Origin of the sequence: Vibrio sp. Vb2960, from assembly GCF_033337665.1 — a bacterium.
In the GTDB taxonomy this organism is placed as follows: domain Bacteria; phylum Pseudomonadota; class Gammaproteobacteria; order Enterobacterales; family Vibrionaceae; genus Vibrio; species Vibrio alginolyticus.
Map to the genome: position 1 here is coordinate 49,875 of NZ_JAWORD010000009.1, position 23,919 is coordinate 73,793.

Below are 23,919 nucleotides of genomic sequence, written 5' to 3' on the forward strand. Positions count from 1 at the left end.
TAAAAACAGGTCTGCTTTTGCCGCTTCTAGTTTCTATTGGTGATCATTAGCAAAAAATAGACCAGCAGGAAGCAGACCCTTGTCACTCGATGAACTCGGAGCGGTGTGATGATGCAACGCAACGACAAGGTAGTAACTTAAATTGAAGACCAGCTACTTACATTGAAGATCGTTATTGCGTTTAGTTAGATGTTGATATGCCGCCATGCGGTGAGCATCTTGTACATACCGTACTGGTGGTGCGAGAACCTCTAACTGATAGTCAGTATTATCGGAAAGCACGTTATCTGTTGGGCTAATTACAACCACTTTTAAGCTCGGGTTGCGGCTTAAGATTGATGCTGCCGTACCCAACCCTTGCTCGGTGTGAAACTTGCCTGCAACATGGACAACCTGAGCGCTTGGGTTGTCGTCTAGGTAGCTAACGATAGATTCCGCCATAGTTTCATCCCAAGTAACTTGAGCTGCAAACTGTTTTTCCGTCTGCTCTGGCTTACCGTGATGCATGGATGCCATGAACTTTTCTTTGTACGGACTACTACCAGTGTTGATGGCTTGTGCAATGAACATCCGCTGATCATCATCGAGCTTGTTAATGTAATCTAGCCCTTGTCGACCAATGCATCGAACAATGCTCTTTGGTGCATTTGCTGCAATGACCGGGAGATTTTTCTGCTTAGCAAACTCCACGAGAGGGCGATAGTCGCTTTGATAATTGGGCCAAGCGTTGGCTTGTTTCATTAAGTACTGTTCGCCGATCTCCCCACGTAGGTAAGCGTCAACAACAGGTTGTTTGTCACGGGTAAATTGTTCCATAGATAACGCGAGTGAGCGGTCGTAGGACGTAAGTTGTTTGAGCATATCGGTTTGAAAGCGATGAATGCCGGCGTGTGTGTGCCATTCACCAATAAGAATGACATCTGCTTGTTGCAGCTCAATTGGCAGTTTGCTTAGAGCGATGTGCTCGCCAGAAGGGGTGTATAGTTGGTAGTCGTAAAAACTAGTGACTTCCGCTGAGGTTGCGTGAGAGTTGGTGTGCGTATATGAAGAGCAACCAGTAAGTAAGCCTGCAAAGAGCAAGCTCAAAGTAGAAAAGCGCATTGAAAAGCCTCCAAAAATGTCCGGATGATATTAATGGAGGCTGAGCAATGAATCAATATAAATGATAACTATTTGCGTTTGTTGTTTTTTTGACGTATTAATTGAGTGTTTTTTTGCGATATACACGCAACATAAAATCAGCCTCACATTGGAAAAGTGTAGCGGATTTCAACTCTTCACGAAGAGCATCGGTTGCTTTCCATGCGAATGGCGTCATTTGCAATAAATCGATTGCGGCTCCGTTTTTCAAGTCCATAACATAGTTAAGATGCTGCTGGTGCTCTAATTCAAACCCTTCAATATGTTCTGGTTCTTCATTGTGAAGACGAACTTCTTGATAAATGCGCTCACGCAGTTGGTATAAGTGGCGGCTAGCAGGAGTAACCGTGACAACAACGCCGTCGTTTTTTACAACGCGCTGCAGCTCCTCAGCTTTACACGGGGCATAAATGCGCAAAATGGCATCTAAGGATTCATTTGCGAAGGGAAGTCGGTGACTAGAAGCCACACTAAAGTTGCAGTGCGTGTAACGCTTCGCCGCGTAACGAATGGCAACTTTGGAAATGTCTAAGCCATAAATCGTGGCATGGTTCGCTTGTGTTTCTATCGTCTTTTGTACTTGATCTGTGTAGTAACCTTCACCACAACCAATATCTAATAATTGATGGGTGCTCCCCTCAGTGTATGTTGCACACAGCTGCGCCACTTCTTGGCGCATTGGGTTGTAGTAATCTCCTTCGAGGAATCGACGACGAGCTTGCATCATCTCTTTGTTGTCACCAGGATCTTTAGAACGTTTGTGGTGCGCTGGCATCAAGTTAACGTAGCCTTCTTTTGCTAAGTCAAACTGATGATTGTTTTCGCACTTAAACGTTTTTTCATTTAACGCTAGAGCTTGGTGGCATAGAGGGCATTGATAGTTCATGACGATCTCGAACAGAAAGTAGGGCGGCAAATTCTATCAAAAAGCGTGGTATCAAGTGAAACAAAAAGAGCCGACTGGGTCGGCTCTTATTAAGTATTAGTGGAAGAAGTCGACTTGCTCTTTCAAGTTTCGTGCTTGTTGTTGAAGTTCAATGGCACTTTGCGAGGTTTTTGCGCTCGTGTTGCGGCTTTCTCGGTTAAGTTCACTGATAGAATGGGCATTTGCTGCAATTTCTTGTGAAACTTGAGCTTGTTCTTCTGAAGTCGCTGCAATGGCGTCGGCTTGAGAGGCTATCGACTGCACTTGTACTGCGATGGCTTCTAATGCTGTGCCCGCGTCTTGTGCTTTGTCCAAGACCTGGTTTGCACTGCGTTGGCTGTCTGTCATCATATTAACTGCATTATGAGTCGACCCTTTTAGTTTCTCGATAATTTCCACGACATCCTGAACTGAGCTTTGGGTTCGGTGCGCAAGTGTGCGCACTTCATCTGCTACAACTGCGAAGCCACGGCCTTGTTCACCTGCTCGTGCTGCTTCAATGGCGGCATTCAAGGCAAGTAAATTGGTTTGCTCAGCAATTTCATCAATCATTTTAGTGACGGTTTGAATACTCTCGCTATCGCGATTTACTTGCTCGATAGCCGTTGCTGATTGATCCAATTGATCGTTAAGTTGAGCAACGTCGATACATACGCCTTCAACAATCGCGAGACCAGACTGGCTATCGGTATTTGCTGAGCGTACGTTTTCCGCAATGCTTTCGACTTGTTGTGCGACAGATTGAGCGGAAGAGGCCATTTCTTCAATCGCTGTCACAACTTGCTCGACTTCTTGTTGTTGTCGGTCGGCTTGGGTCAAATTGCTATGTGCATCGTTGGCAACGCTGGTGGAGTTGCTCTCCACTAAGTCGCTTGTTGAACGGATCTTACCGACAAGTTCATTGAGCTGACTTGCCATACTGGCGACACCCGAGCTCAGGTTCGTAATTTCATTCTTTGATGCTTTACGAGACGCTGGGATGCTCAAGCTGACTTCGCCGCCGGCTAAGCGAGTCATGTATGAGTTTAGAGTCGTGAGAGGTTGTAAGCTGTGATTCAAGAAAAGTGTCAGTACAACAAAAGTAATGATTGCCGCTACCGAAGAAATGATGGCAATGAGTGTGAGAAGCGTGTCGCTACCTTTTGTAACTTCTTTGATAAACGTACCGCCTAGCAGTTTCCAGTTCCAACCTGGAACCTCTGTGTAGACAAGATACTTTTCGCCTACGTTACCTTGGTACTCGAAAGGGTAGCGAATTAATCCACTAGATTGTTCGAAAATCTGGCCAAAAGGCTTGTGACCATTGTAGTCGGCGACTTCTAGTATTGACGAATCTGAGCCGCTTTTTGCTGGATGAAGTAGGTATTTACCAAGATTGTTTTCGTCGTTATCAACGATAATGGTGTAACCAGTGCCGCCCCATTTTATCTCTTCGAGTGCATCGAATAAGGTTTGTGTCGCTTGGTCTACTGGTAAGCCAATAAACGATAGGCCTGCTACCTTTCCTGTCGCATCTTTGATTGGGGCATAGTAGGTAATGTAGCGCTCGCCATACAATTTAATTTGAGCGTAATACGGTTGTCCTGCTTTAAGTTGCTGATAACCAGGATGGTTGATGCCTAGCGTGGTTCCGACCGCTCGCTGACCTTGTGGATCTTTTAGGGAGGTGGACACCCGAATAAAGTCGTCACCCAATGGTGCGAATAGCGTTGCTATAGCGCCGGTATCACGTGTGAAACTGTCGACCAACTTGGTGTCATTAATTAAGCTTTCACTGTATTGAGTGATGTTTGGTACTTCATGTCCCATGAAGTCAACCGTGTAATTTTCGACATAGACACCGGCAAGGTAGCCATTGCGAAAAGTAGATTCGAGGACTTTAGCGGTGTGCAGGTAAGCATCGAATTGGCCAGCAATGGTTTCTGCCATTGATTCTACTTTAGATTGGTGTTCTTTCAGTGTGCTTTCCAATAGAACATCGGAAGCGTTGCGGTAAACAAGCGCTGCAATACTGCTGAAAGCAATGAATAGACACAAAGTGATCACCAGTTTCAACTGGAATCCGACACTTTGATTTCGGTATCTCTCTAACATAGACTAATTCCTGATATTTTTATTATTTATGAGTTTTGTATCGGTATGCTATCGGTTTATATGATCAATTTTTTTGATATTTATTAATGAAACCGTCAAAAGTGACCAGTAACCAATAAGTTAGTAAAGATAGGACCATCTAAGCAGAGCTTTTATTACAAAAAAAAGCCGGGTATCCCGGCCTTTATATGGTGATTCTTACTGCGCTGAAATGACAGTGACAAGTTCATGTGTCTCACCTGGTTGGAGGGTTTGACCTTGCTCAATACTTGGTGCATGAACAGCAGACTCCACACACAACATGGTTTGATAACCATCGTCAGCCATGTCACCCATGCTTTGCGCACCTTCTGCCCAAGGGTTCCATAATACTGCTGAGTTGTGGCCTTGGTTGTGTACGCTTAGCGTACGATCCAATACCGGGTCTTTTACCAAAATTTTCGCTTCTGGTTGCGTGTAAACGCGATCAATGGTGTCAGTTAGTTGTAGAACATTACCACCTTGGCATACCGCATCAGCTTTCAAGCTATCAATGTACTCGGCACCCATGCCTGTCGTTTGTGCTTGCTTAATGTCTCCAACGTTTAGGTAAGTATGTAATGCGCCAGAGAAGGTCCAAGCCTCGTCATCAATGTTCATGACTTTGAGCGTCACTTTTAGCTCATCGCCCACTTCAATCACCAAACGAGCGTCAAACATATGGGGCCAAATATCGTGGATTTCTTCTGTCGGGAACAGAGCAAGTTCAACAATCACACCGTTATGGTTCTCACGATGTTCAACCAACTCCCATTCTGCGGTGCGGGCAAAGCCGTGAGCTGGAGCAGCAATACGCCCAAACCAAGGCCAACAAACCGGAATACCACCGCGAAGAGCAGCTTTACCATCGAAGACAGCTTTTTCGCTCATCCAGATCAGATCTTCTTGACCTTCAGGCGTGAACGACACGACATGACCACCGTGTAGCGAGATGCCTGCCGTTGCTTTGTCATGAATCACGCGGATGATTTTTATCTGATCAACTTCAACGATAGTGACGTTATCAGATAGCACCGTTAGGGCTGGGAGAGTTTTTAAATCCATGTATAGTTTCCTATCGCTGGGGAGAGCTTTTAGACGCGCTTCTCACATTAAATGCAACATCGAGCCTGCATTCTCTCAAATTCCAGATACAAAAAAGGCGACTCTAGAGCCGCCTTTTCTTTAACGAAGTTATTCGCTAATTGCTAACTTTCTAATTACTTAGAGATGTGAGCGATTAGGTCTAGAACTTTGTTTGAGTAACCGATTTCGTTGTCGTACCAAGATACAACCTTAACGAATTTGTCAGTTAGCGCGATACCAGCTTTAGCATCGAATACTGAAGTGCAAACTTCGCCGATGAAGTCTTGAGATACAACTGCATCTTCAGTGTAGCCTAGAACGCCTTTTAGTTCGCCTTCAGAAGCTTCTTTCATCGCTTTACAGATGTCTTCGTAAGAAGCACCGTTAACTAGGTTAACAGTTAGGTCAACTACAGAAACGTTAGCAGTTGGTACGCGGAAAGCCATACCAGTTAGTTTGCCGTTTACTTCTGGAAGTACAACGCCTACAGCTTTAGCAGCACCAGTTGAAGATGGGATGATGTTTTGAGAAGCACCACGACCACCGCGCCAGTCTTTAGCAGAAGGACCATCTACAGTTTTTTGAGTTGCTGTAGTTGCGTGAACTGTAGTCATAAGACCAGATTCGATGCCGAACTTGTCGTTAAGAACTTTAGCGATAGGCGCTAGACAGTTAGTAGTACAAGAAGCGTTAGAAACGATGTCTTGACCAGCGTAAGTGTCGAAGTTTACGCCGTTAACGAACATTGGAGTAGCGTCTTTAGAAGGACCAGTTAGTACAACTTTTTTCGCGCCAGCAGTGATGTGCTTACGTGCAGTCTCGTCAGTTAGGAAAAGACCAGTTGCTTCAGCTACAACGTCAACACCGATTTCGTCCCATTTTAGGTCTTCAGGGTTGCGCTCTGCAGTAACACGTACAGTTTTACCGTTAACGATTAGGTTACCGCCTTCAACTTCAACAGTACCGTTGAAACGGCCGTGAGTTGAGTCATACTTAAGCATGTATGCCATGTAATCTACATCGATAAGGTCGTTAATACCTACTACTTCGATGTCGTTGCGCTCTTGCGCTGCACGGAATACGAAACGACCGATACGGCCAAAACCGTTAATACCTACTTTGATAGTCATTATAGTTGCTCCACAACTTAATTTCTGATTAAAGATAACTGGTAGTAAAATTACAGAATCCAGTAAACATCTGCAAGTGATAATCGGACTTAACTTGTTTAAAGTCAAAAAAAAGCGACGCTTTTTTTAACAATTCTTTGCAAATGTACGTTTTTTAAACTTTTAACTGATTCTTCTGTAGCCCAGTTGGCGTAATATAACTGGTGAGATAAGTGCTCTTATCAAATTAATTACGCATGGTGTCCTGGTGAGAAAGTATGTGCTACAACTGTTAAGAGAAGCAAGTTTTTTGCTAAAAAAGTCAATACCAAGAACAGTAAATAAGGAGCCGAAAGTCGTGGAACAAAGCGGGAAAAAAGTGACGAAGTCAGATGAACAGTGGCGTGAGCAACTGTCTGATGAAGAGTTCCGTGTTTGCCGAGAGCAAGGTACAGAGCCTCCTTTCAGCGGTAAGCTACTGCATAATAAGGAAACTGGTGTTTATGCTTGTACTTGTTGTAATGCCCCTCTCTTTGTCTCTGATAACAAGTATGACTCTGGCTGCGGATGGCCAAGTTTTGATGCGCCTATCAACGATCAAGCGGTGCGCTATTTAGAAGACCTAAGTCACGGAATGGTACGTACAGAGATTCGTTGTGCAACGTGTGATAGCCATCTAGGGCACGTTTTTGAAGATGGCCCACAGACCACAGGAGAGCGTTTTTGTGTTAATTCTGTGTCGTTAATTTTCAACAAATCAGAATAATAACGACAAAATTGTGCTCGAGATTGTTTTATCCTTTCAGGATGATTCATGCTCAACGGTGATCTGAGTGTCGCTCGACTTAAATAAAAACTCCCGCTCATTGCGGGAGTTTTTCGTTTATATCTCACTGGGTATCATTGCTGGGGAATAGATACCTTTCTCTATGGCTTTCGCCACCGATTCGGCTAATTCATCCAACTGCTTATATCGCTCTGGATGACTGAAATTGAACATACGTTGGAGCTGCTTTTCATCAGCAAGCGGTACGTCGAATCTTTTCGCGACCATTGCCCATAGATACGCTTGCTCTTTGTCTCCAAGCCCCTGATGAATACTTGCCATTGACTTGAGAATGACCGGATTGATGTTGTCTTCATCAGATAAAGACAATGCGTTATTAAGAAGCTCCAGGGTTTTCTTGGTATCTCGGTTGGTATAAAAAGTGGCTAATGCATATTGCATCTCAGCATTATTTAATTGGGGAGACCCTTCCATTTGTAAAAATGCGCGCCGAGCTTGAGTATCTCCCGTTTGAGACCATAAGAAATACAAAGTAGCCGGGTCTTCTGAGCCTTTTAACTCGTTTACAATGCGCTCTAGCTCATCAATACTGTGTACCAATGCATTAAAGCGTTGTCTTTTGAGAGCACTTTGATCAATAGGGGTGATCTGGGAGGCGAGTTCTAAGCATTTCCTATATTCAGCGACCAGACCGTATTCGATGATTTGGTTGGCCTCTGATGGGTTTTTCAATTGCTCAAACCGATGCCAAACCAAATTTGTTCTTGGAATTCGACATTGGCCGTCATCCATATTGAGCTGCTCGCAACGTAGCTCTGGTGTTTTTTGGCACAACTCTTCGGTTGTCACGTTACCTTCAAAACAGCCCGATAGCGCAAAACATGCGAGGCTGAGAAGTAACCAGTTTGTTCTTTTCATGGCTTTGCTTGTGATCCGTTACACCAATTCATTTTCGTATTCTTGACTCAGTTTCTTAACCCGTTATGTTCTGTAAATAGAATGTAATAAGAAGGTACACTATGGACGCAGAACAACTATTACAAGCGATGACTCCAGAAGTTTATGATCGCTTAGTCTATGCAGTAGAAACGGGAAGATGGCCTGAGGGTACAACACTTTCTAAAGAGCAGCGAGATTCGTGTATGCAAGCTGTGATGTTGTATCAATCAAAACATAATACTGATGCGCAGCATATGACGGTTGCAGCCGGTGGTGAAATCAGTTTTAAATCAAAACAAGAGCTTAAAAAACAATTCAGCGGAGAAGAGAGCGATATTGTTCGTGTCAATCCGAACATTGATTAATCCTTTCGCCTTATTTCTCAAAATTTTATTATTTTGATTTTGAAAGAAAAAAGCCCAAATTGTATTGGGCTTTTTAGATCGTAGAAAGCTTGAACTTACAGGCTCATTTCACCACGCAGTACTTGTTGCATTCTCTCTTTTACTTCTTCGTAAGAAAGGTTTTGGCTTAGAAGGTAGTGTAGTTTTGCCAGCGCCGCTTCGGGCGTCATGTCAAAGCCACTGATAACACCAGAGTCTGCGAGCGCACAACCTGTGGCATATCCGCCCATATTCACTTTACCTGCCAAACACTGAGTTAGGTTTACGACAATAACGCCGCGCTCAGAGGCTTCTTTCAGGTGACCAAGCAGCTCAGGGTTTTGAGGAGCATTGCCGACACCAAAAGTCAGAAGAATCATCGCATTCACGGGCTGACGAAGCGTGTTGCGGATAACTTCGTGTGAAATACCAGGGTACATGGTGATCACACCGATTGGTTGTGGCGTGATGTTGTGAACCTTAAACTCACCTTCTGGTTGTGCACCAACGGTTACGCTGTTGCTAACTTGAATATTGATCCCAGCTTCCAATAGTGGAGGAAGGTTTGGTGAAGTAAAGGCATTAAAACCGTCTGCATGAGATTTTGTGCTGCGGTTACCACGCATCAATTGATTATTGAAGAACAAAGTTACTTCGTTGATCGGGTAGTTTGCCGCAATATGTAGCGCGTTTAATAGGTTTGCTTGGCCGTCAGAACGCAGCTCTGCGAGAGGGATTTGTGAACCCGTTACAATCACTGGCTTACCAAGGTTTTCAAGCATGAAAGACAATGCTGACGCTGTGTACGCCATGGTGTCAGTACCATGTAGGATAACGAAACCATCGTATTTGTCATAGTTGTCACGAATATCATTCGCAATCTGCTGCCAGTCAGCAGGTGTCATATCTGATGAGTCAATCAGAGGGTCGTATTCGTGGATGGTGTAATCCGGCATTTCAGGACGATGGAATTCTGGCATGCTTGCTAATTGCTTTTCCATAAAGCCAGCAACAGGCACATAGCCGTGGTCGGATTTTTGCATTCCGATGGTACCACCGGTGTAAGCGATGTAGATGTGTTTTCTAGTCATCGTTTTTTCTTTCGTGTAGGGGAACAGAGGCGGGGATTATATACCTAAATAACCTTGAGATGCGAGGCTATACGCACAGCATCAGAAAGTCATCTGAGGAGATGCAAAGCCTAATAAAAAGGGCACTTCAAGTAGAAGTGCCCTTTGTAATATTGATGGAAAAACTACTGCACTTGGCAGTTCAAACAAAATGCGTATTGACCTTTAGGATCGTTGAAGCTTTGGAGCAAGCTTGCGTCTTGTTCGAATTGTTGAGCTACGGGTTGAAGACTTTTTGGTAGCAAGCTTGTTGCATCAATACCTAGAGAGACTTTCACCTGTTTCATAAACTCTTGTAGAAATAGTTCAGTAGGTGAAAGAGGCTCTTCTACCCAGTAAATGCCGTAATCGGTTACATTCGCTAGTTTCGCTGCTAGCTCTACAGCATCATCAAAGTCACCCATTTGATCGACAAGACCAAAGGATAGTGCATCTTGGCCAGTCCAAACTCGACCTTGAGCAACTTTGTCAACTTCCTCTAGAGACATATCGCGATTCTCGCCAACTAGAGAAATAAAGCGCTTGTAACCGTGTTCGATACCTAATTGGAACACTTGAGACGCGCCCTCAGAAAGGCCAGTGGTAATACCGTCACCTGAGAACGGCGATGTGCCAACGCCATCAGTGTTAATACCTAACTTGCTAAAGCCTTTTTCAAACGTGGTGATGACACTAAATATACCAATGGAGCCCGTCAGGGTTGTTGGCTGAGCAACGATTTTGTCTGCGCTCATTGAAATCCAATAACCACCAGAAGCAGCCAAACTCGACATGGATACAACAACCGGCTTACCTGCTTGCTTCAGAGCTTCTACTTCGTTACGAATCACTTCAGAAGCAAAGGCACTGCCTCCTGGACTATCTACTCGTAATACGACCGCTTTCACTTTTTCATCATTGCGTGCTTGACGCAGCAAGCTTGCGACTGTGTCACCACCAACAGTTCCGCGAGGTTGTTGACCGTCCATAATCGCGCCACTTGCTAGAACAACGGCGATGTCGTGCTGAGGTAGTGTGTAATCGGGACGAATCGTTGCAAGGTAGTCGTAGTAACCAATCGCGTTGTAGCTGTCTTTGCCGTCGCTACCAAACTGTTTTGCGAATAGAGTGCGAATGTCTTGGCGTGTCGCAAGTTCATCCACTAGCCCCAATTTGACTGCGAGCTGAGCAATATCGCCATTTACAGACTTCATCTCGTTAATCAGTTCATCCATGGTTGGATTAAGCACTTTCGCATCAATGTTTCGGTTTGTTGTTACGTCATCAACAAAAGCACTCCACAATTGAGTAACCCAGCGTGTTGCTGACTCTTTCGCCGCATCGGACATGTCATCACGAATAAACGGTTCGATAGCGGATTTATAAGTACCTACGCGAAAAACATGAGTAGAAACGTCAAGCTTTTCAAGTAACGTTTTGTAGTACATTGAGTAAGCGCTGTAACCTTTAATCAATACACCACCATCAGGTGCCAGATAAACTTTGTCAGCGTAACTTGCCAAGTAATATTGGCTTTGGTTGTAGAAATCACCTACGGCGTAAACGGGTTTGCCTGACGCTTTAAATTCGTTCAACGCTTTCGCGATGTAACGTAGTTTCGTGAGATTTGTTTCTGGCATGTCTCGCAGTGCTAGCACTAATCCAGACACTTTAGGATCGTCTTTCGCGTAGCGAATAGTATCAACGATATCGAAAAGGACGTTTTCTTTCGGTAGCTCATTACCCAAAAGGGAACCAGCAAAAGAGTCCATTGGGTTTACATAACGTCTTTGTTCGACAATTGGGCCTGAAAGGTTCATCACCAATGCCGATTCTTTTTCGACGACAGGTTGACCGTCTCCGGTATAAGTAAAGGCAAAGTAGAAAACGGCAATCATCAGCAAGAAAATTAGGTTTGCCAGTGCGAGTCTGATGAAAGTGATACTTTTCCATATCCCTTTAAATATCAAACCAATAAATTTGAAGAGTTTTTTCATCTTGTCTCCATAACGAGATAGTTACGCCGAGTCTAACAAAGTATGGGTTCTTATCTCTAAGATCTCAAAAGATAACATTTTTTTAGCTTATCACGACCACTCAACAATTGGCATATTTTCACACGAGATTGATCGGTGTTACAAAAATGTAAACGCTTGTTTGATTTTTTGGTTGAGCAGGCTTAATCTGGTCAGACCATGATAATAACAATGGATGTTAAGTGATGTCTGCCATGTACCCAAACCTATTAAAGCCACTGGATCTCGGTTTCACACAATTACGAAACCGAGTTCTGATGGGATCAATGCACACGGGCTTAGAAGAGCACAAAGAAGGATTACACAAGCTCGCTGCTTTTTATGAAGAACGCGCGAAAGGCGGTGTCGGACTGATTGTAACCGGAGGTTTTTCTCCTAACTTACGCGGTCGTTTACACCCGTTGAGTGCTGAATTCAGCAAGCCAAAACATGCTAAAGCCCATAAAGTTGTGACAGAAGCGGTGCACAAGCACGGTGGTAAAATTGCGTTGCAAATTCTCCATGCTGGGCGTTATGCAATGCATCCATTCTCGCAAAGTGCATCTGGCATTAAAGCGCCGATTGCAAAGTTTGCTCCGAGTGAAATGAGCGACCGCCAGATAAAGAAAACCATCGACGCGTTTGCTAATAGTGCGGAGTTAGCACAGCTTGCTGGTTATGATGGCGTCGAGTTAATGGGCTCGGAAGGTTACTTGATAAACCAATTCTTATGTAAACGTACTAATATGCGTTACGACGAATGGGGTGGCAGCTATAAAAAACGTATGCGGTTTCCGCTAGAAATTGTTAAAGCGGTACGCAAGGCGGTAGGTGACAAGTTCATCATCATCTTCCGTCTTTCTATGTTGGATCTTGTCGAGCAGGGCAGCACTTTTGAAGACGTTATCGAATTGGCGAAAGCACTTGAAGAGGCTGGCGTCACGATTATTAATACGGGTATCGGTTGGCATGAGGCTCGAATTCCGACCATTGCGACTCAAGTACCACGTGGTGCGTTTACATGGGTTACGGAAAAAGTTAAACCTCACGTTTCGGTTCCTATTATCACTTGCAACCGTATAAATACGCCAGATGAAGCAGAACGCATTTTATCTTCAGGTCATGCCGACATGGTTTCGATGGCGCGCCCATTCTTGGCCGATCCTTACTTTGTTGCTAAAGCCGAACAGGAAAAAGCGCAGCTTATTAATACGTGTATTGGTTGTAATCAGGCGTGTCTAGATAACGTGTTTAAAGGTAAGCGCGCCAGTTGCTTAGTGAACCCACTTGCGTGCTATGAAACCGAAATTGTTGTTGAACCAGCCTGTAATAAGAAAAACATTGCCGTTGTCGGAGCAGGTCCGGCGGGCTTAGCTTGTGCGACTACACTGGCTGAACGTGGCCATAAGGTTGATTTGTTCGAAAAGAACGACCGCATCGGTGGTCAGTTCCGTCTTGCGATGCAGATCCCTGGTAAGGAAGAGTTTCGAGAGACGATACGATATTTCGCTAACCGTATTGATGAAACAGGCGTGAATCTGCACTTATCGACGGAAGCGAACTATGACTTACTCACAGAGTACGATGAGATAGTGATGGCATCGGGTGTTGAGCCACGTAAAGTCAATATTGATGGAATTGATAACCCAGAGAAAGTCGTCGACTATCAAACTCTCATTCGAGACAAAACGCCAGTCGGTGAGAAAGTGGCTATCGTTGGTGCTGGTGGCATTGGCGTAGATGTCGCGACCATGCTCACAGAGCCAGTTGGACAAACGTTGGATGACTGGTTGCATGAATGGGGAATCGACAAGGAGATGTCTCAGCCGGGTGGTTTATACCCTTACCCTGATGCGGTCAGCGATAAAGAAGTCTGGGTACTTCAGCGTCGTAAAGGTCGTGTAGGTAAAGGTCCGGGTAAAACGACAGGTTGGATCCATAAACGTACCCTTGAAAAACGGGGCGTACATTTAGTCGGTGGTGTGTCTTACGATAAAATTGATGATCAAGGTTTGCACATTCATGTAGACGGAAGCGCGCAGGTACTAAATGCAGACAAAGTTATCATTTGTGCTGGGCAAGAGTCTGTACGTCCGTTTGAAGATAAATGGTCTGAACTTGGAGAGAAGATTCATATCATTGGCGGAGCTGACCATGCGGGTGAACTTGATGCTGTGCGTGCGATTCGTCAAGGTGTTAAATTGGCGGTAAAACTCTAGCCTTTTAATGTGTGTTTACCATAAAAGCTGCGCTTTGAGCGCAGCTTTTTTGTATAGAACTAGTCACTGATATCTGGCAGTTGTTTGGCCATTACCACGCCAGCAAAAGTAATAAAAGAGAACACTAACACCACAGCTGAAAGGCTCAAGAAGTTCGACATAACACCAAGAGAGCTCATTAGAAGCAGCATTATCCCAACCACTGTGTTACTCACGGCTACATAGCTCGTCCGTTTGTCACCTTCTGCGATATCAACTAAATAGGTTTTTCGTCCGACTCGTATTCCGTCGTGGGCAATACAAACACAAAAGTAAAGCAGAGGAATCACGAATAGGAAGCTTTGGCTAGCGGTGACCCATGTATCGTAAACAAATAACACAACACCAAGTAGCGCGCTCATCATTGCGCCTATGACCATCACACTGCGGCTAGAGCGATCGGACATTCTTCCCCAGAAAGGACCTGACACAAAGGAGGCCAAGCCACTCGCAAACATAAAGAGAGCTAGCACCCAGAGCTGTCCCCCCAGAGATTGCTGTGCCAGCACAACGTAGTACGGAGCACTCAGCGCAGAACATAAAAATAGTGTCCGCGTGATAACGAATCGACGAAAGGTCACGTCTGTCTTAAGTAACGCGAGTTGTTTAAATGCTTCGAGGACGCCATTTCGACCACCGTCTACCTCACCGGCATACTCATTAATTCGCGCATAGACGAATGCCGCGATGAGCCATATGACGCCCGCTAAGCCTAAACTCAGACCGTAAAAGCGCTCTGTCGGCTCTACGTCCCATAACCAGGCTAGTGCCAGAAGGCTAGCGAAAAGCAGCGTAACCAGGCCAGCAGCGCTTGAAGACCAGCCGTTGACTTGACCTCGTTGGTTTTTAGGGATGGTTTTGCCCAATACATCTTTTGATGCGACGGAATTTAAACCGCGTGAGAGGCTGAAGATCACAAGACATGCAATCACACCATAACCCGCAGCTGCTCCTGTTAGAGTTAATGCGACCAATCCGATTGCAAATATGGAAAGAGCCTGCAAGATGCTGCCAATTACCCAGACCCATTTTCTTACTGGAATGCGTCGGATGTAGTGCGCGATGCTAAGTTGTGGGATAAGGGATCCTGACTCACGAATAGGAACCAGCCAACCAATTAAGTAAACCGGAGCCCCGAGACTTTGTAGTATCCACGGCAACGTGACTTTAGGGTTGATTAACGCATCGCCGACCTTCGTTAAAAACTGAGCGAGAATGATTTTAAGAAAGTTGCCGGGAACTTGATGACAAGCTGATTCAGGAATCGCCTTACAGGCACGGGCATCTTCGTCATTAACGATCTTTTCGTAAATGCTGTTTTGTTTGTCCTTGTTCATCAACCTGCCTATGTTCAACTTATTCATTTCGCGAATAAATTAACATTAAACCCAGTTTGATGTTAAGTGAAGCACGTTATCAAGCCCACAGAAAACCGGTTGTTATTCGCAGGAGCAGATTGTGCTAAAGTGGCGTAAACAAAATAACAACGATATTCAATAAGGATTCTTTCATGGACGCTCTCGATCTTTTGCTCAATCGCCGATCTATCGCGAAGTTATCCGCGCCTGCACCAGAAGGTAAAGCACTTGAGAACATCATTCGTGCCGGCCTTCGTGCGCCTGACCATGCGGGATTAACCCCTTGGCGTTTCGTTATCGCACAGGGCGATGGTTTGAAAAAACTGTCAGATATCTTGGTAAAAGCGGCAGAAGCTGAAAATAGTGATGAAGCGGTGGTCGAAAAGGTAAAGAATGCCCCATTTCGCGCACCAATGGTGATCACGGTGATTGCTAAAGTAACAGAACATGAGAAAGTACCAGCACTAGAGCAACACTTATCTGCGGGATGCGCTGTACAAGCGATGCAAATGGCAGCCGTAGCGCAAGGCTTTCAAGGGTTTTGGCGCTCAGGTAAGTGGATGTTCCATCCAGAAGTTCATCAAGCATTTGGTTTAGAAGGTGACGATGAGATTGTTGGTTTCTTGTACTTAGGCACGCCTGGTTGTACACCGATGAAAGTTCCTGAGCGTGACCTTTCTCAGTTTGTTGAATTCCTATAACTAAAAACTTAAATAAACTAACTGTTTATTTATACAGTTTTTCTTGATTTATTAGGGCTACATTCGATAATGTGGCCCTAATTATATTTATTTCCAAAACGTTATGTCTCGTCTGTTTATTGCTGAAAAACCAAGTTTAGGCCGTGCGATTGCCGCTGCACTGCCAAACCCTCAAAAGAAAGATCAAGGATTCATCCGCTGTGGGAACGGGGATATCGTTACTTGGTGTATCGGCCACTTACTCGAACAAGTCGAACCCGACGCTTACGATGAGCGTTATAAAAAGTGGAATATGGCAGATTTACCAATTGTTCCGCAGCAATGGCAGCTCAGACCGAGGAAAAGTGCAAGTAAGCAATTAACAGTGATTCGTAAATTGCTCAAAGAAGCTAACGAAGTCATTCATGCAGGAGACCCAGATCGAGAGGGTCAGCTGTTAGTTGATGAAGTTCTCGACTATTGCAAGTTATCTAAAACCAAGAAGGAATCTACACAGCGTTTGTTGATTTCCGACTTAAACTTACCTGCGGTTAAACGTGCTCTCAGTTCTATGCGCAGTAATCGCGAGTTTATCCCACTTTCAGTTTCAGCATTGGCCCGCTCTCGGGCTGATTGGCTGTATGGTATGAACATGTCTCGTGCTTATACCTTGCTTGGTCAAAAAGCAGGGTATCAAGGTGTTCTCTCGGTAGGGCGAGTACAAACGCCAGTTCTTGGCTTAGTGGTGCGTCGTGATGAGGAAATCGAAAACTTTGTCCCGAAGGACTATTTTACCCTACATGCTCTGATCCCATATCAAGATGCCAATGGTACTTTTGATATTCGTGCTCGTTGGAAGCCAAGTGAGGCATGCAAGCCTTGGCAGGATGAAGAAGGGCGAGTGTTAAACCGTAAGTTAGTGGAAAACGTTGCAAACCGTATTGCAAATCAACCTGCAAAAGTGACGGAGTCGGAACAAAAGCAAACCAAGCAATCAGCACCATTACCTTATTCGTTATCTGCTTTACAGATCGATGCCGCGAAGCGCTATGGTATGAGTGCGCAACAAGTACTAGATACTTGTCAGGCATTGTATGAAAAGCACAAGCTGATCACTTACCCGCGTTCAGATTGTCGCTATTTACCGATGGAACACTACTCACAAGCAGGGACGGTGACAACTGCTATTGCGAATAACGCAAAAGAGTTGCAAGTTGCCGTTCAGGGAGCAGACTTAACATTAAAGTCCAAAGCCTGGAACGATAAAAAAGTGGATGCGCACCATGCGATTATCCCTACACCGAAGCAAGCTAATGTGAATGCGCTTTCCGGCAATGAGATGAAAGTGTATCAATTGATTGCGCGCCAGTACCTCATGCAGTTCTATCCGGCGGCGGTTTACGCAGAAGCGAAATTGGTTTTCGATATCGCTGGTGGTACGTTTGTCGCGAAAGGTCGTCAGTTAGTTTCGCCGGGTTGGAAAGCGCTAATGGGCAAAACTGACAAGGAAGATGAAGGTATTGATGCCGTGCCACCGCTACCCGAAGGCACCGTGTTAACTTGTCGTGAAGGGGAAATAAAAGACCGAAAAACCGAGCCACCAAAGCATTTTACCGAGGCATCGCTGTTGCAAGCGATGACCGGGATCGCCCGTTACGTTGCGGATAAAGAACTGAAAAAAATCCTTCGTGACACTGATGGGCTAGGCACGGAAGCGACTCGCGCTGGTATTTTGGACACGCTGTTCAAACGCCAACTGCTTACGCGTCAAGGTAAGTCAATTCTCAGTTCTCCTGCGGGAAGAGGTCTCATTCATGCCTTGCCAGAAGATTCAACATACCCTGATATGACGGCTCATTGGGAGCACCAGTTACAAGGTATGGCAGAGAGAAATCAAGCATATCAGCCGTTCATGCAAGCACTGGAACAACGCATTGATAGCTTGATGGCACAAGTAAAAGCAGGGCCTATCCCTGATTCATTACGTCATCTACCCAAGGTGGAACGTCCTGCGTTTAAACGTAAAAAGCGCAGTTATTCAAAGAATGGTGGCGCGACTAAATCTCGTGCAACCAAAGGTAAGCAGGCATAGGACAAGCGCGGCGTAATTAAACTCCGCGCATGCTTGAAAATAGATTACTCGAACAGATCACCGTGGTTTTGGATCGCGCCTCTTACTTCACCTTGAGTTAACACGCGTTTGTCCAGTACCTCTTTCACCTGGTTGCCCAAGTCAACTAATGTATCTCGATTCGCTTGAGTTTGGCGTTTACCAGCACTTCTCAAGCAGTAATTTAGTTCGTGCTCTTCGCTAAAATTAACCAAATCCCTATCTGCTGCCATCGTGCTTTCTCCTTATTTGTTCTACTTTTTCCTAAGTCTGGATTGGATGTAGATAAATTCAAGTTAGATTGCGCGAATTATGCTGGTGGATCACTGATGAACATTATGTTTGCCAACCAAGTCACGATTATGAAGCCTGGCATTGATGGTATTTGGTTTAGTGACGGTTGTGTCTTAATGCTGCTACCAAGGTAACTCAGTACCATCGTAGTTAATAAATCGACCTGAAAGCTGCGGTGTGCTCAGCTCTATCACGTTCGCTAGGCCTTGCGCGGAGGTTTGCGTATCTATCAAAGCATTTGGCCCGCCCATTGCCGTTTTTACCCAACCAGGGTGAAGCGCTAAAACGGTAAATCCTTCAGGTGTTAAATCATTACTTAAGCTTTTCACAACCGAGTTAAGCGCCGCTTTCGATGAGCGATAAATATAGCCGCCGCCGGACGTATTTTCGGTCATACTGCCGACTTTTGATGAGATACAAGCAATCTTTTTCATCTTGCCTTGTTGTAAGCGAGGGTAACAGTACTCAACCAGTTTTAACGGAGCAATGGTGTTTACTTCGAAGACTTTACGCCATGCTTCTACGTCAGTATTTCCAAAGCCATATCCCTTGGGGCCGTAATATCCTGCATTATTGATGAGTAAGTCGATGGCAGGGAGTTTATCGGCAAGCTTAGCGACTTGTTCGTAGTGCGTGACATCCAGTTCGTGCAAAACTAGATTGCTGAATTGTGAGGCTAGAGTTTGTAGTTCTGAACTGTTCTCTAAGGAGCGGCTAGTAGCATGTACTTGGTGGCCTTGGTTCAGGTACAGCTCAGTTAAGCTAAGGCCAATGCCGCGATTTGCTCCGGTAATAAAGACGGTTTGACTCATACAAACACCTATGTTTTTTTGATTTCAGTTGAAAGTCATTGTGTTAGCTAAGCACAATAAAATCAACCAACCACCACGCACCAACAACGAGAGATGAAAATAGGGACAGAGCACAAAGAGAGCCAAACAGTGCGCCGAGAATAGCAAAGAAAGTAGAATTCATATGTATATTAAATTTAATTGATATTGAAAATCATTATCAATTAAATTGCATTTTATTCAACCCTTGAAGTTGATACTATTTCGTTACCATTGTTATTAAGAATTTCTCATGCTGCCATTTATCTACCACCCGATTTATTCTCAACTTGAGTTGCCAGAGGGGCATCGTTACCCAATTATGAAATACCAGTACCTCTATGAATCGGTATTGGTGCACATGGAGAAAGATAACTGGAAAGAGCACACGCAGTTTTTCCAGCCCGAAGCATTAACTGTTGGGGAAGTAAAACGTGTTCATGACGAGGAATACGTCGAGTTGCTTGTTAGTGGAAACATGCCAGCTGCGAAGATGCGCCGAATAGGTTTTCCTTGGAGTGAGTCTCTCATTACCAGAACGCTAACTTCAGCAGCGGGCACGGCTCTGACCGCAAAAAAGGCACTTGAGTACGGAGTGGCCATTCATTTGAGTGGTGGGTATCATCACGCACACAAAGAGTTTGGTAGTGGTTTTTGTTTATTTAATGACTTAGTGATCGCGGCTAGGCAAGCACTCGAAGTTGAGCATGTCGATAAAGTATTGATCATTGACAGTGATGTTCATCATGGGGATGGAACAGCAACTTTATGTGACGATGAGCCAGATATCATCACGCTTTCTTTCCACTGTGATAAAAACTTTCCAGCGAGGAAGCCTCAGTCTGACCTCGATGTGCCTTTGGTGCGAGGAACAGGTGATGAGGATTTTTTAATGGCGTTTAAAGAAGTGGTCGATATGGCACTTAATCTTCATCGCCCTGATTTGGTTATCTACGATGCTGGTGTCGATATACATCAAGACGATGAGCTTGGATATTTTGATGTGTCGACGCAAGGGATTTTAGAACGTGATAGATTTTTAATGCAAACAGTGAAATCTCGAGGTATCCCTGTCGCAGCTGTCGTTGGAGGTGGATATCGAACGAATCATGCTGACCTCGTCCCAATCCATTTGCAGCTTATCAATGCCGCTAAAGAAGTCTTTATTGATGAGTAGATACAACTAGACGTAAATATCAAATTGATTCAACACTGGAACGAACGAAAAGGGCATTAATTTTTTGTGGGTTCTTTCTGAGTGTGGCGGAGTGCTTAGTTGCGTTCAAGAAGTGGTAAGTGATTTGTACAAATCTTTTTAAGTCTGGAGATGCGAAAAAGCCCGCTAATTTCTTAGCGGGCTTTTTCTAAAAGTGGCGGAGAGATAGGGATTTGAACCCTAGATACGCTATTAACGTATGCCGGTTTTCAAGACCGGTGCTTTCAACCACTCAGCCATCTCTCCGTTGTTGAGGCGAATAATATAAGGCTTTGAAAATGTTGTAAACCCCTAGTTGAACTGATTGGATGTTTACTGCGCAAATTTGTGGTTTGTGTTGTTTAAATAAACAAAAAACTCCCCCAAAAGGGGAGTTTGAATAGTATATGGATTGCTAGGTATTAATCGTTTTTAGAGTAAAAACGCTGTAACTCAGTTAAACCTTGCATCAAAACTGGCAACTTCGGTGCATCATCTCGAAGTCGTTTGTAGTTTTTGTCATACAGCTTGTAGTTGCCAAACTTATCGATCACTGTGGTTTGTGAGCTAGTAATTAAGGCAAGCTCGCGAGTATCGCCCGCCAAGATCCAGCGACGACGACTTTCATCGAATAGGTTGCGACCACTACTGTAATCATATGGGTTGGAAGATACGCCGAGCATATCTTGCAACAGTGTAACCGAGAGGTCCAAGTGACTTGTGCTGTGATTAAATTCGCCAGCCAGCATTCCAGGCCAATGGATCACCATCGGAACTTGTAATTGATAACGGCTGTAGTTGCTGTTTGCTCCCCAGCTGTTCGTATTGGTTTCGTTAAATTCACTACCGTGATTAGAAGTGATGATTACGATGGTGTTTGTCAGTTGTCCCGTCGTTTCTAGTTCATCAATAATACCGGCGATAGTTCTATCCGCCGACTTCACTGCATATTCATAAGCTTTTTTGAATCGCTCACTTGCGGGCATTTCTTCGTCATTATTTGAAGGAATCGATTCAAAATTATCAACGGTGGTGACTTCGATATAACTAAACCATGGCTGACTTGCTTTCTCTGCTAACCATGTATTCCAGTTTGCGATAGATTGTTTATCGGTATGAGCTTGCGTGCCATCTAGGTCTTTCGCTAAGTTCAAGTCGCGGAAAATAATTTCTGAGTAGAGATCATCTTCAAACCCACTGCCACTGAATAAACCAAAGTTGTAGCCCTGCTCTTTCAGTACATCGAGCAATACTGGGGACGCACCTTGCGCCTTGATGCTTGATGCATAACTAGTCGGTAAGCCATAGAACAAACCAAAGGCCCCGTATGTATCATTACTTGAGCTGTAATGATTACGGAAGTTCTGATTGTTTTCAGCAAACTCATAGAGGTTAGGCATCTCTTCTTGGTTAAGCGCATCCGCTCGTAAATTGTTTATGCTGATCATCAACACATTGAGCTTATTAACTCGGCGGTTAAACTCAAGCTTTTCAAGAGGATAGTTGACTAACTCTACGTTGCCTTCGTTTTCTGCTAAACGTTTTAGGTATTCCTCACGGTCAAGTAGACCATGTTTTTCCATAAAACTCTTCGCCGTCATCGGGTAAGACAACGGGAAGTTTGAACGCTGGCTAGTAATTGGGTTGTAAAAATACGCATCTGCCCAAATGTAAACCAAATGGCTGGTCATAAAGCTGAGGAAAAAGACGGCCGCGAGAGGGCGTCCTACGTGCTTATGAGATAGTTTGCGCTGTTTTCGCCATACCCATTCGGATAGTGCGAGTTGAATAAGGAAGATCAGCGGCATCACAACAAATAAATGTTGTAGGTCAGTGCTGAGTGCACTTTTGTCTTCGCTGAATAGTAACTCCCAGACAACGGGAGTTAAGTGCAAATTGATCGACTGATACGCTTGGGTATCAATTAATAATATGGTTTGCCCAACGGTTGCGAAAATCACTGCCACCAAACGGAACAATTTCCGCGATGGCAGGATAAACGTCAACGGGAATAGAACAAGCAAGTAAAGTGCGAAAACTAGAAAGCCAAAGTGACCAACCCAAGAAACCGCCAGATAAAACTGACCAAGTAACGTCTCGGGCCAAGGAGATTGAACAATGTAGCGTGTGCCTATCAACATCGATGCAACGATATTGAAGAATGCAAACCAGTGACCCCAACCAACTAGTCGAGATACACGTTCGCCGTATGAGTTTCCGCTGTCTACCATGTATGTGTTCTATTGTCCGTGATTAGTGTGTTTTTGGTGTTTCTAAAGAAGACATCAGCGCCTGAGCAAATTTTTCAGCAATCGCTTTGCGTTGTGAAGCAGCAACACGTTGATTTAAGACATTGGTTGCGATATTTCCGGCAATCATTAGCGTCAACTCAGGAGAAGCAGCGTGTTTTTCAAGAACTGTTGCTACTTCAGCAAGAATTTTTTCTACTTGCTCGTCAGTATATTTAGATGTAATCGGCATAAAGACTCTAATAATGATAGTAAAAGCGGCTTATGATAACCTACAATGCCCATCAACTAAAACCTTGTAGCAAGATAAAATCACTATGAGTCTTCATCTTTCAAACGTTATTCTGCATCAACTGTGCAAAAACGATCAGGACGAGCTGGTTGTAAACTTTCGTCCAGCATCATTAGAGAACGATGCATCTACAGAAAACTTAGTCGCTGAGCTTCACCGAGTATTCCATTCTAAAGCTGGTAAAGGTTTTGGCGCTTTCCAGTCAGACAGCGAATTTCAATTTTGGCTTCAAGAAATGCGCAAAGGAGAGCGAGATTTTTACGACTTCTCACAAATTAGTGCAAATCGCTTGAAAGAAGAGTTGATTAAGTACCCATTTGCGGATGAAGGTATCTTGGTTTTCGCTGAGTATCAGAGTTTAGCAACGGACTACTTGTTCATCGGTATCTTACCAATGAATCAGAGTTTAAAAGTGACCGAAGGTTTGGACATCAGTGCGACAGATTACTTAGATATCACCAAAATGGATATTGCCGCACGCATCGACCTGTCGAGCTACGAGACCGACAAGGAATCCAATCGTTATCTGCAATACATTAAAGGACGCGTTGGCCGTAAAGTGGCGGACTTCTTCCTAGATTTTCTGCAAGCGGATATTGGCTTAGATACTAAACAACAAAACTTAGTGTTGATGCAGGCGGTAGATGATTTTTGTGCTGACTCGAAGCTAGAAAAGCAAGAAGTGAACGAGTACAAGAAACAAGTTTACGACTACTGCAATGAGCAAATTAAATCCGGTGATGAGGTTCAAATCTCAGAACTTTCCGGAGAGCTTCCTCAAAGCCAAGATGGCACGAGCTTTATGGATTTCACCAAAGAGCAAGGGTACGAACTTGAAGAGTCTTTCCCAGGTGATCGTGCGACGGTTCGCAAACTGACTAAATTTGTTGGAGCTGGTGGTGGTTTGAATATTAGCTTCGATAGTCTCTTACTTGGCGAGCGTATTTTTTATGATCCAGAGACGGATACCTTAACGATTAAAGGGACGCCTCCAAATCTAAAAGATCAGTTAAGTCGCAATTAAAATCATATCGTTAAATAAAGAGAG

The 23,919-nt window shown here is 44.4% G+C and carries 20 protein-coding genes and 1 tRNA gene; 7 read left to right on the forward strand and 14 right to left on the reverse strand.

Annotated elements, in window-relative coordinates; translation table 11 throughout:
• Positions 1 to 153: 153 nt before the first annotated feature.
• The 5 genes from R7O03_RS09695 to gap all read right to left on the reverse strand — a co-directional run bounded on the left by R7O03_RS09695 (position 154) and on the right by gap (position 6,393).
• Positions 154 to 1,101: a ChaN family lipoprotein gene (locus tag R7O03_RS09695; RefSeq protein ID WP_025767191.1), complete on the reverse strand. Its 948-nt coding sequence runs from the start codon at positions 1,099 to 1,101 to the stop codon at positions 154 to 156.
• A 97-nt stretch (positions 1,102 to 1,198) separates the two neighbouring features.
• Positions 1,199 to 2,026: a 23S rRNA (guanine(745)-N(1))-methyltransferase gene (gene rlmA / locus R7O03_RS09700; RefSeq protein ID WP_005380691.1), complete on the reverse strand. Its 828-nt coding sequence runs from the start codon at positions 2,024 to 2,026 to the stop codon at positions 1,199 to 1,201.
• A 96-nt stretch (positions 2,027 to 2,122) separates the two neighbouring features.
• On the reverse strand, positions 2,123 to 4,159 hold the full coding sequence (locus R7O03_RS09705; protein WP_258616176.1) for a methyl-accepting chemotaxis protein: 2,037 nt from the start codon (positions 4,157 to 4,159) through the stop codon (positions 2,123 to 2,125).
• A gap of 198 nt (positions 4,160 to 4,357) precedes the next feature.
• Entirely contained in the window at positions 4,358 to 5,242 is an 885-nt protein-coding gene (locus R7O03_RS09710; protein ID WP_258515177.1) for a D-hexose-6-phosphate mutarotase, read from the reverse strand.
• Between the two features lie 155 nt (positions 5,243 to 5,397).
• A complete protein-coding gene (gene gap / locus R7O03_RS09715; RefSeq protein ID WP_005380697.1) occupies positions 5,398 to 6,393 on the reverse strand; it encodes a type I glyceraldehyde-3-phosphate dehydrogenase in 996 nt (331 codons plus the stop codon).
• Between the two features lie 337 nt (positions 6,394 to 6,730).
• On the opposite strand from gap, the gene msrB reads away from it, so the two are divergent.
• Positions 6,731 to 7,138, forward strand: coding sequence for a peptide-methionine (R)-S-oxide reductase MsrB (gene msrB / locus R7O03_RS09720; protein WP_005380698.1), 408 nt, complete (start codon positions 6,731 to 6,733; stop codon positions 7,136 to 7,138).
• A 117-nt stretch (positions 7,139 to 7,255) separates the two neighbouring features.
• On the opposite strand, the gene R7O03_RS09725 is transcribed toward msrB, so the two are convergent.
• Positions 7,256 to 8,077 (reverse strand): DUF2989 domain-containing protein, encoded by an 822-nt coding sequence (locus R7O03_RS09725; protein ID WP_017821139.1) that lies wholly within the window; start codon positions 8,075 to 8,077, stop codon positions 7,256 to 7,258.
• A gap of 101 nt (positions 8,078 to 8,178) precedes the next feature.
• Here R7O03_RS09725 and R7O03_RS09730 point away from each other — a divergent pair, with 101 nt between their 5' ends.
• On the forward strand, positions 8,179 to 8,463 hold the full coding sequence (locus tag R7O03_RS09730; RefSeq protein ID WP_005380700.1) for a YeaC family protein: 285 nt from the start codon (positions 8,179 to 8,181) through the stop codon (positions 8,461 to 8,463).
• Positions 8,464 to 8,558: 95 nt separating this feature from the next.
• Here the strand turns inward: R7O03_RS09730 and ansA are convergent, their stop codons facing one another.
• Together ansA and sppA are read right to left on the reverse strand one after the other, a co-directional pair.
• Entirely contained in the window at positions 8,559 to 9,572 is a 1,014-nt protein-coding gene (gene ansA, locus R7O03_RS09735; protein ID WP_017635822.1) for an asparaginase, read from the reverse strand.
• A 164-nt stretch (positions 9,573 to 9,736) separates the two neighbouring features.
• A complete protein-coding gene (gene sppA, locus R7O03_RS09740) occupies positions 9,737 to 11,587 on the reverse strand; it encodes a signal peptide peptidase SppA (protein ID WP_005380705.1) in 1,851 nt (616 codons plus the stop codon).
• A gap of 224 nt (positions 11,588 to 11,811) precedes the next feature.
• On the opposite strand from sppA, the gene R7O03_RS09745 reads away from it, so the two are divergent.
• Positions 11,812 to 13,824 (forward strand): NADPH-dependent 2,4-dienoyl-CoA reductase, encoded by a 2,013-nt coding sequence (locus R7O03_RS09745; RefSeq protein ID WP_258616166.1) that lies wholly within the window; start codon positions 11,812 to 11,814, stop codon positions 13,822 to 13,824.
• Between the two features lie 59 nt (positions 13,825 to 13,883).
• Here the strand turns inward: R7O03_RS09745 and R7O03_RS09750 are convergent, their stop codons facing one another.
• Positions 13,884 to 15,200, reverse strand: coding sequence for an MFS transporter (locus R7O03_RS09750; protein ID WP_025767195.1), 1,317 nt, complete (start codon positions 15,198 to 15,200; stop codon positions 13,884 to 13,886).
• Between the two features lie 173 nt (positions 15,201 to 15,373).
• On the opposite strand from R7O03_RS09750, the gene R7O03_RS09755 reads away from it, so the two are divergent.
• Positions 15,374 to 15,922 carry an NAD(P)H nitroreductase gene (locus R7O03_RS09755; protein WP_005380711.1) on the forward strand — a complete coding sequence of 183 codons (549 nt, stop codon included), beginning with the start codon at positions 15,374 to 15,376 and terminating at the stop codon, positions 15,920 to 15,922.
• A 103-nt stretch (positions 15,923 to 16,025) separates the two neighbouring features.
• A complete protein-coding gene (locus tag R7O03_RS09760; protein ID WP_017821143.1) occupies positions 16,026 to 17,993 on the forward strand; it encodes a DNA topoisomerase III in 1,968 nt (655 codons plus the stop codon).
• A 44-nt stretch (positions 17,994 to 18,037) separates the two neighbouring features.
• On the opposite strand, the gene R7O03_RS09765 is transcribed toward R7O03_RS09760, so the two are convergent.
• Positions 18,038 to 18,244 (reverse strand): hypothetical protein, encoded by a 207-nt coding sequence (locus R7O03_RS09765; protein WP_005380717.1) that lies wholly within the window; start codon positions 18,242 to 18,244, stop codon positions 18,038 to 18,040.
• 183 nt (positions 18,245 to 18,427) lie between these two features.
• On the reverse strand, positions 18,428 to 19,117 hold the full coding sequence (locus tag R7O03_RS09770) for an SDR family oxidoreductase (protein ID WP_213866419.1): 690 nt from the start codon (positions 19,115 to 19,117) through the stop codon (positions 18,428 to 18,430).
• 271 nt (positions 19,118 to 19,388) lie between these two features.
• On the opposite strand from R7O03_RS09770, the gene R7O03_RS09775 reads away from it, so the two are divergent.
• Positions 19,389 to 20,312 carry a histone deacetylase gene (locus R7O03_RS09775; RefSeq protein ID WP_005384909.1) on the forward strand — a complete coding sequence of 308 codons (924 nt, stop codon included), beginning with the start codon at positions 19,389 to 19,391 and terminating at the stop codon, positions 20,310 to 20,312.
• A gap of 194 nt (positions 20,313 to 20,506) precedes the next feature.
• Here the strand turns inward: R7O03_RS09775 and R7O03_RS09780 are convergent.
• The 3 genes from R7O03_RS09780 to R7O03_RS09790 all read right to left on the reverse strand — a co-directional run bounded on the left by R7O03_RS09780 (position 20,507) and on the right by R7O03_RS09790 (position 22,811).
• A tRNA-Ser gene (locus R7O03_RS09780) sits at positions 20,507 to 20,597 on the reverse strand.
• Positions 20,598 to 20,752: 155 nt separating this feature from the next.
• Positions 20,753 to 22,561 carry a DUF3413 domain-containing protein gene (locus R7O03_RS09785; RefSeq protein WP_318131687.1) on the reverse strand — a complete coding sequence of 603 codons (1,809 nt, stop codon included), beginning with the start codon at positions 22,559 to 22,561 and terminating at the stop codon, positions 20,753 to 20,755.
• A 22-nt stretch (positions 22,562 to 22,583) separates the two neighbouring features.
• Positions 22,584 to 22,811 carry a YejL family protein gene (locus R7O03_RS09790; protein WP_005380722.1) on the reverse strand — a complete coding sequence of 76 codons (228 nt, stop codon included), beginning with the start codon at positions 22,809 to 22,811 and terminating at the stop codon, positions 22,584 to 22,586.
• Positions 22,812 to 22,896: 85 nt separating this feature from the next.
• On the opposite strand from R7O03_RS09790, the gene yejK reads away from it, so the two are divergent.
• Positions 22,897 to 23,895 (forward strand): nucleoid-associated protein YejK, encoded by a 999-nt coding sequence (gene yejK / locus R7O03_RS09795; RefSeq protein WP_005380723.1) that lies wholly within the window; start codon positions 22,897 to 22,899, stop codon positions 23,893 to 23,895.
• Positions 23,896 to 23,919 lie beyond the last annotated feature (24 nt).

Excerpts from the sequence above, each read along its gene's own strand:
- R7O03_RS09775 (WP_005384909.1), top strand. The coding sequence starts at position 19,389 with ATGCTGCCATTTATCTACCACCCGATTTATTCTCAACTTGAGTTGCCA.
- sppA (WP_005380705.1), bottom strand. The coding sequence starts at position 11,587 with ATGAAAAAACTCTTCAAATTTATTGGTTTGATATTTAAAGGGATATGG.
- gap (WP_005380697.1), bottom strand. The coding sequence starts at position 6,393 with ATGACTATCAAAGTAGGTATTAACGGTTTTGGCCGTATCGGTCGTTTC.
- R7O03_RS09790 (WP_005380722.1), bottom strand. The coding sequence starts at position 22,811 with ATGCCGATTACATCTAAATATACTGACGAGCAAGTAGAAAAAATTCTT.
- R7O03_RS09765 (WP_005380717.1), bottom strand. The coding sequence starts at position 18,244 with ATGGCAGCAGATAGGGATTTGGTTAATTTTAGCGAAGAGCACGAACTA.
- rlmA (WP_005380691.1), bottom strand. The coding sequence starts at position 2,026 with ATGAACTATCAATGCCCTCTATGCCACCAAGCTCTAGCGTTAAATGAA.
- R7O03_RS09710 (WP_258515177.1), bottom strand. The coding sequence starts at position 5,242 with ATGGATTTAAAAACTCTCCCAGCCCTAACGGTGCTATCTGATAACGTC.
- ansA (WP_017635822.1), bottom strand. The coding sequence starts at position 9,572 with ATGACTAGAAAACACATCTACATCGCTTACACCGGTGGTACCATCGGA.
- R7O03_RS09730 (WP_005380700.1), top strand. The coding sequence starts at position 8,179 with ATGGACGCAGAACAACTATTACAAGCGATGACTCCAGAAGTTTATGAT.
- R7O03_RS09745 (WP_258616166.1), top strand. The coding sequence starts at position 11,812 with ATGTCTGCCATGTACCCAAACCTATTAAAGCCACTGGATCTCGGTTTC.
- R7O03_RS09770 (WP_213866419.1), bottom strand. The coding sequence starts at position 19,117 with ATGAGTCAAACCGTCTTTATTACCGGAGCAAATCGCGGCATTGGCCTT.
- R7O03_RS09785 (WP_318131687.1), bottom strand. The coding sequence starts at position 22,561 with ATGGTAGACAGCGGAAACTCATACGGCGAACGTGTATCTCGACTAGTT.
- yejK (WP_005380723.1), top strand. The coding sequence starts at position 22,897 with ATGAGTCTTCATCTTTCAAACGTTATTCTGCATCAACTGTGCAAAAAC.
- R7O03_RS09760 (WP_017821143.1), top strand. The coding sequence starts at position 16,026 with ATGTCTCGTCTGTTTATTGCTGAAAAACCAAGTTTAGGCCGTGCGATT.
- R7O03_RS09755 (WP_005380711.1), top strand. The coding sequence starts at position 15,374 with ATGGACGCTCTCGATCTTTTGCTCAATCGCCGATCTATCGCGAAGTTA.
- R7O03_RS09705 (WP_258616176.1), bottom strand. The coding sequence starts at position 4,159 with ATGTTAGAGAGATACCGAAATCAAAGTGTCGGATTCCAGTTGAAACTG.
- R7O03_RS09725 (WP_017821139.1), bottom strand. The coding sequence starts at position 8,077 with ATGAAAAGAACAAACTGGTTACTTCTCAGCCTCGCATGTTTTGCGCTA.
- R7O03_RS09750 (WP_025767195.1), bottom strand. The coding sequence starts at position 15,200 with ATGAACAAGGACAAACAAAACAGCATTTACGAAAAGATCGTTAATGAC.
- R7O03_RS09695 (WP_025767191.1), bottom strand. The coding sequence starts at position 1,101 with ATGCGCTTTTCTACTTTGAGCTTGCTCTTTGCAGGCTTACTTACTGGT.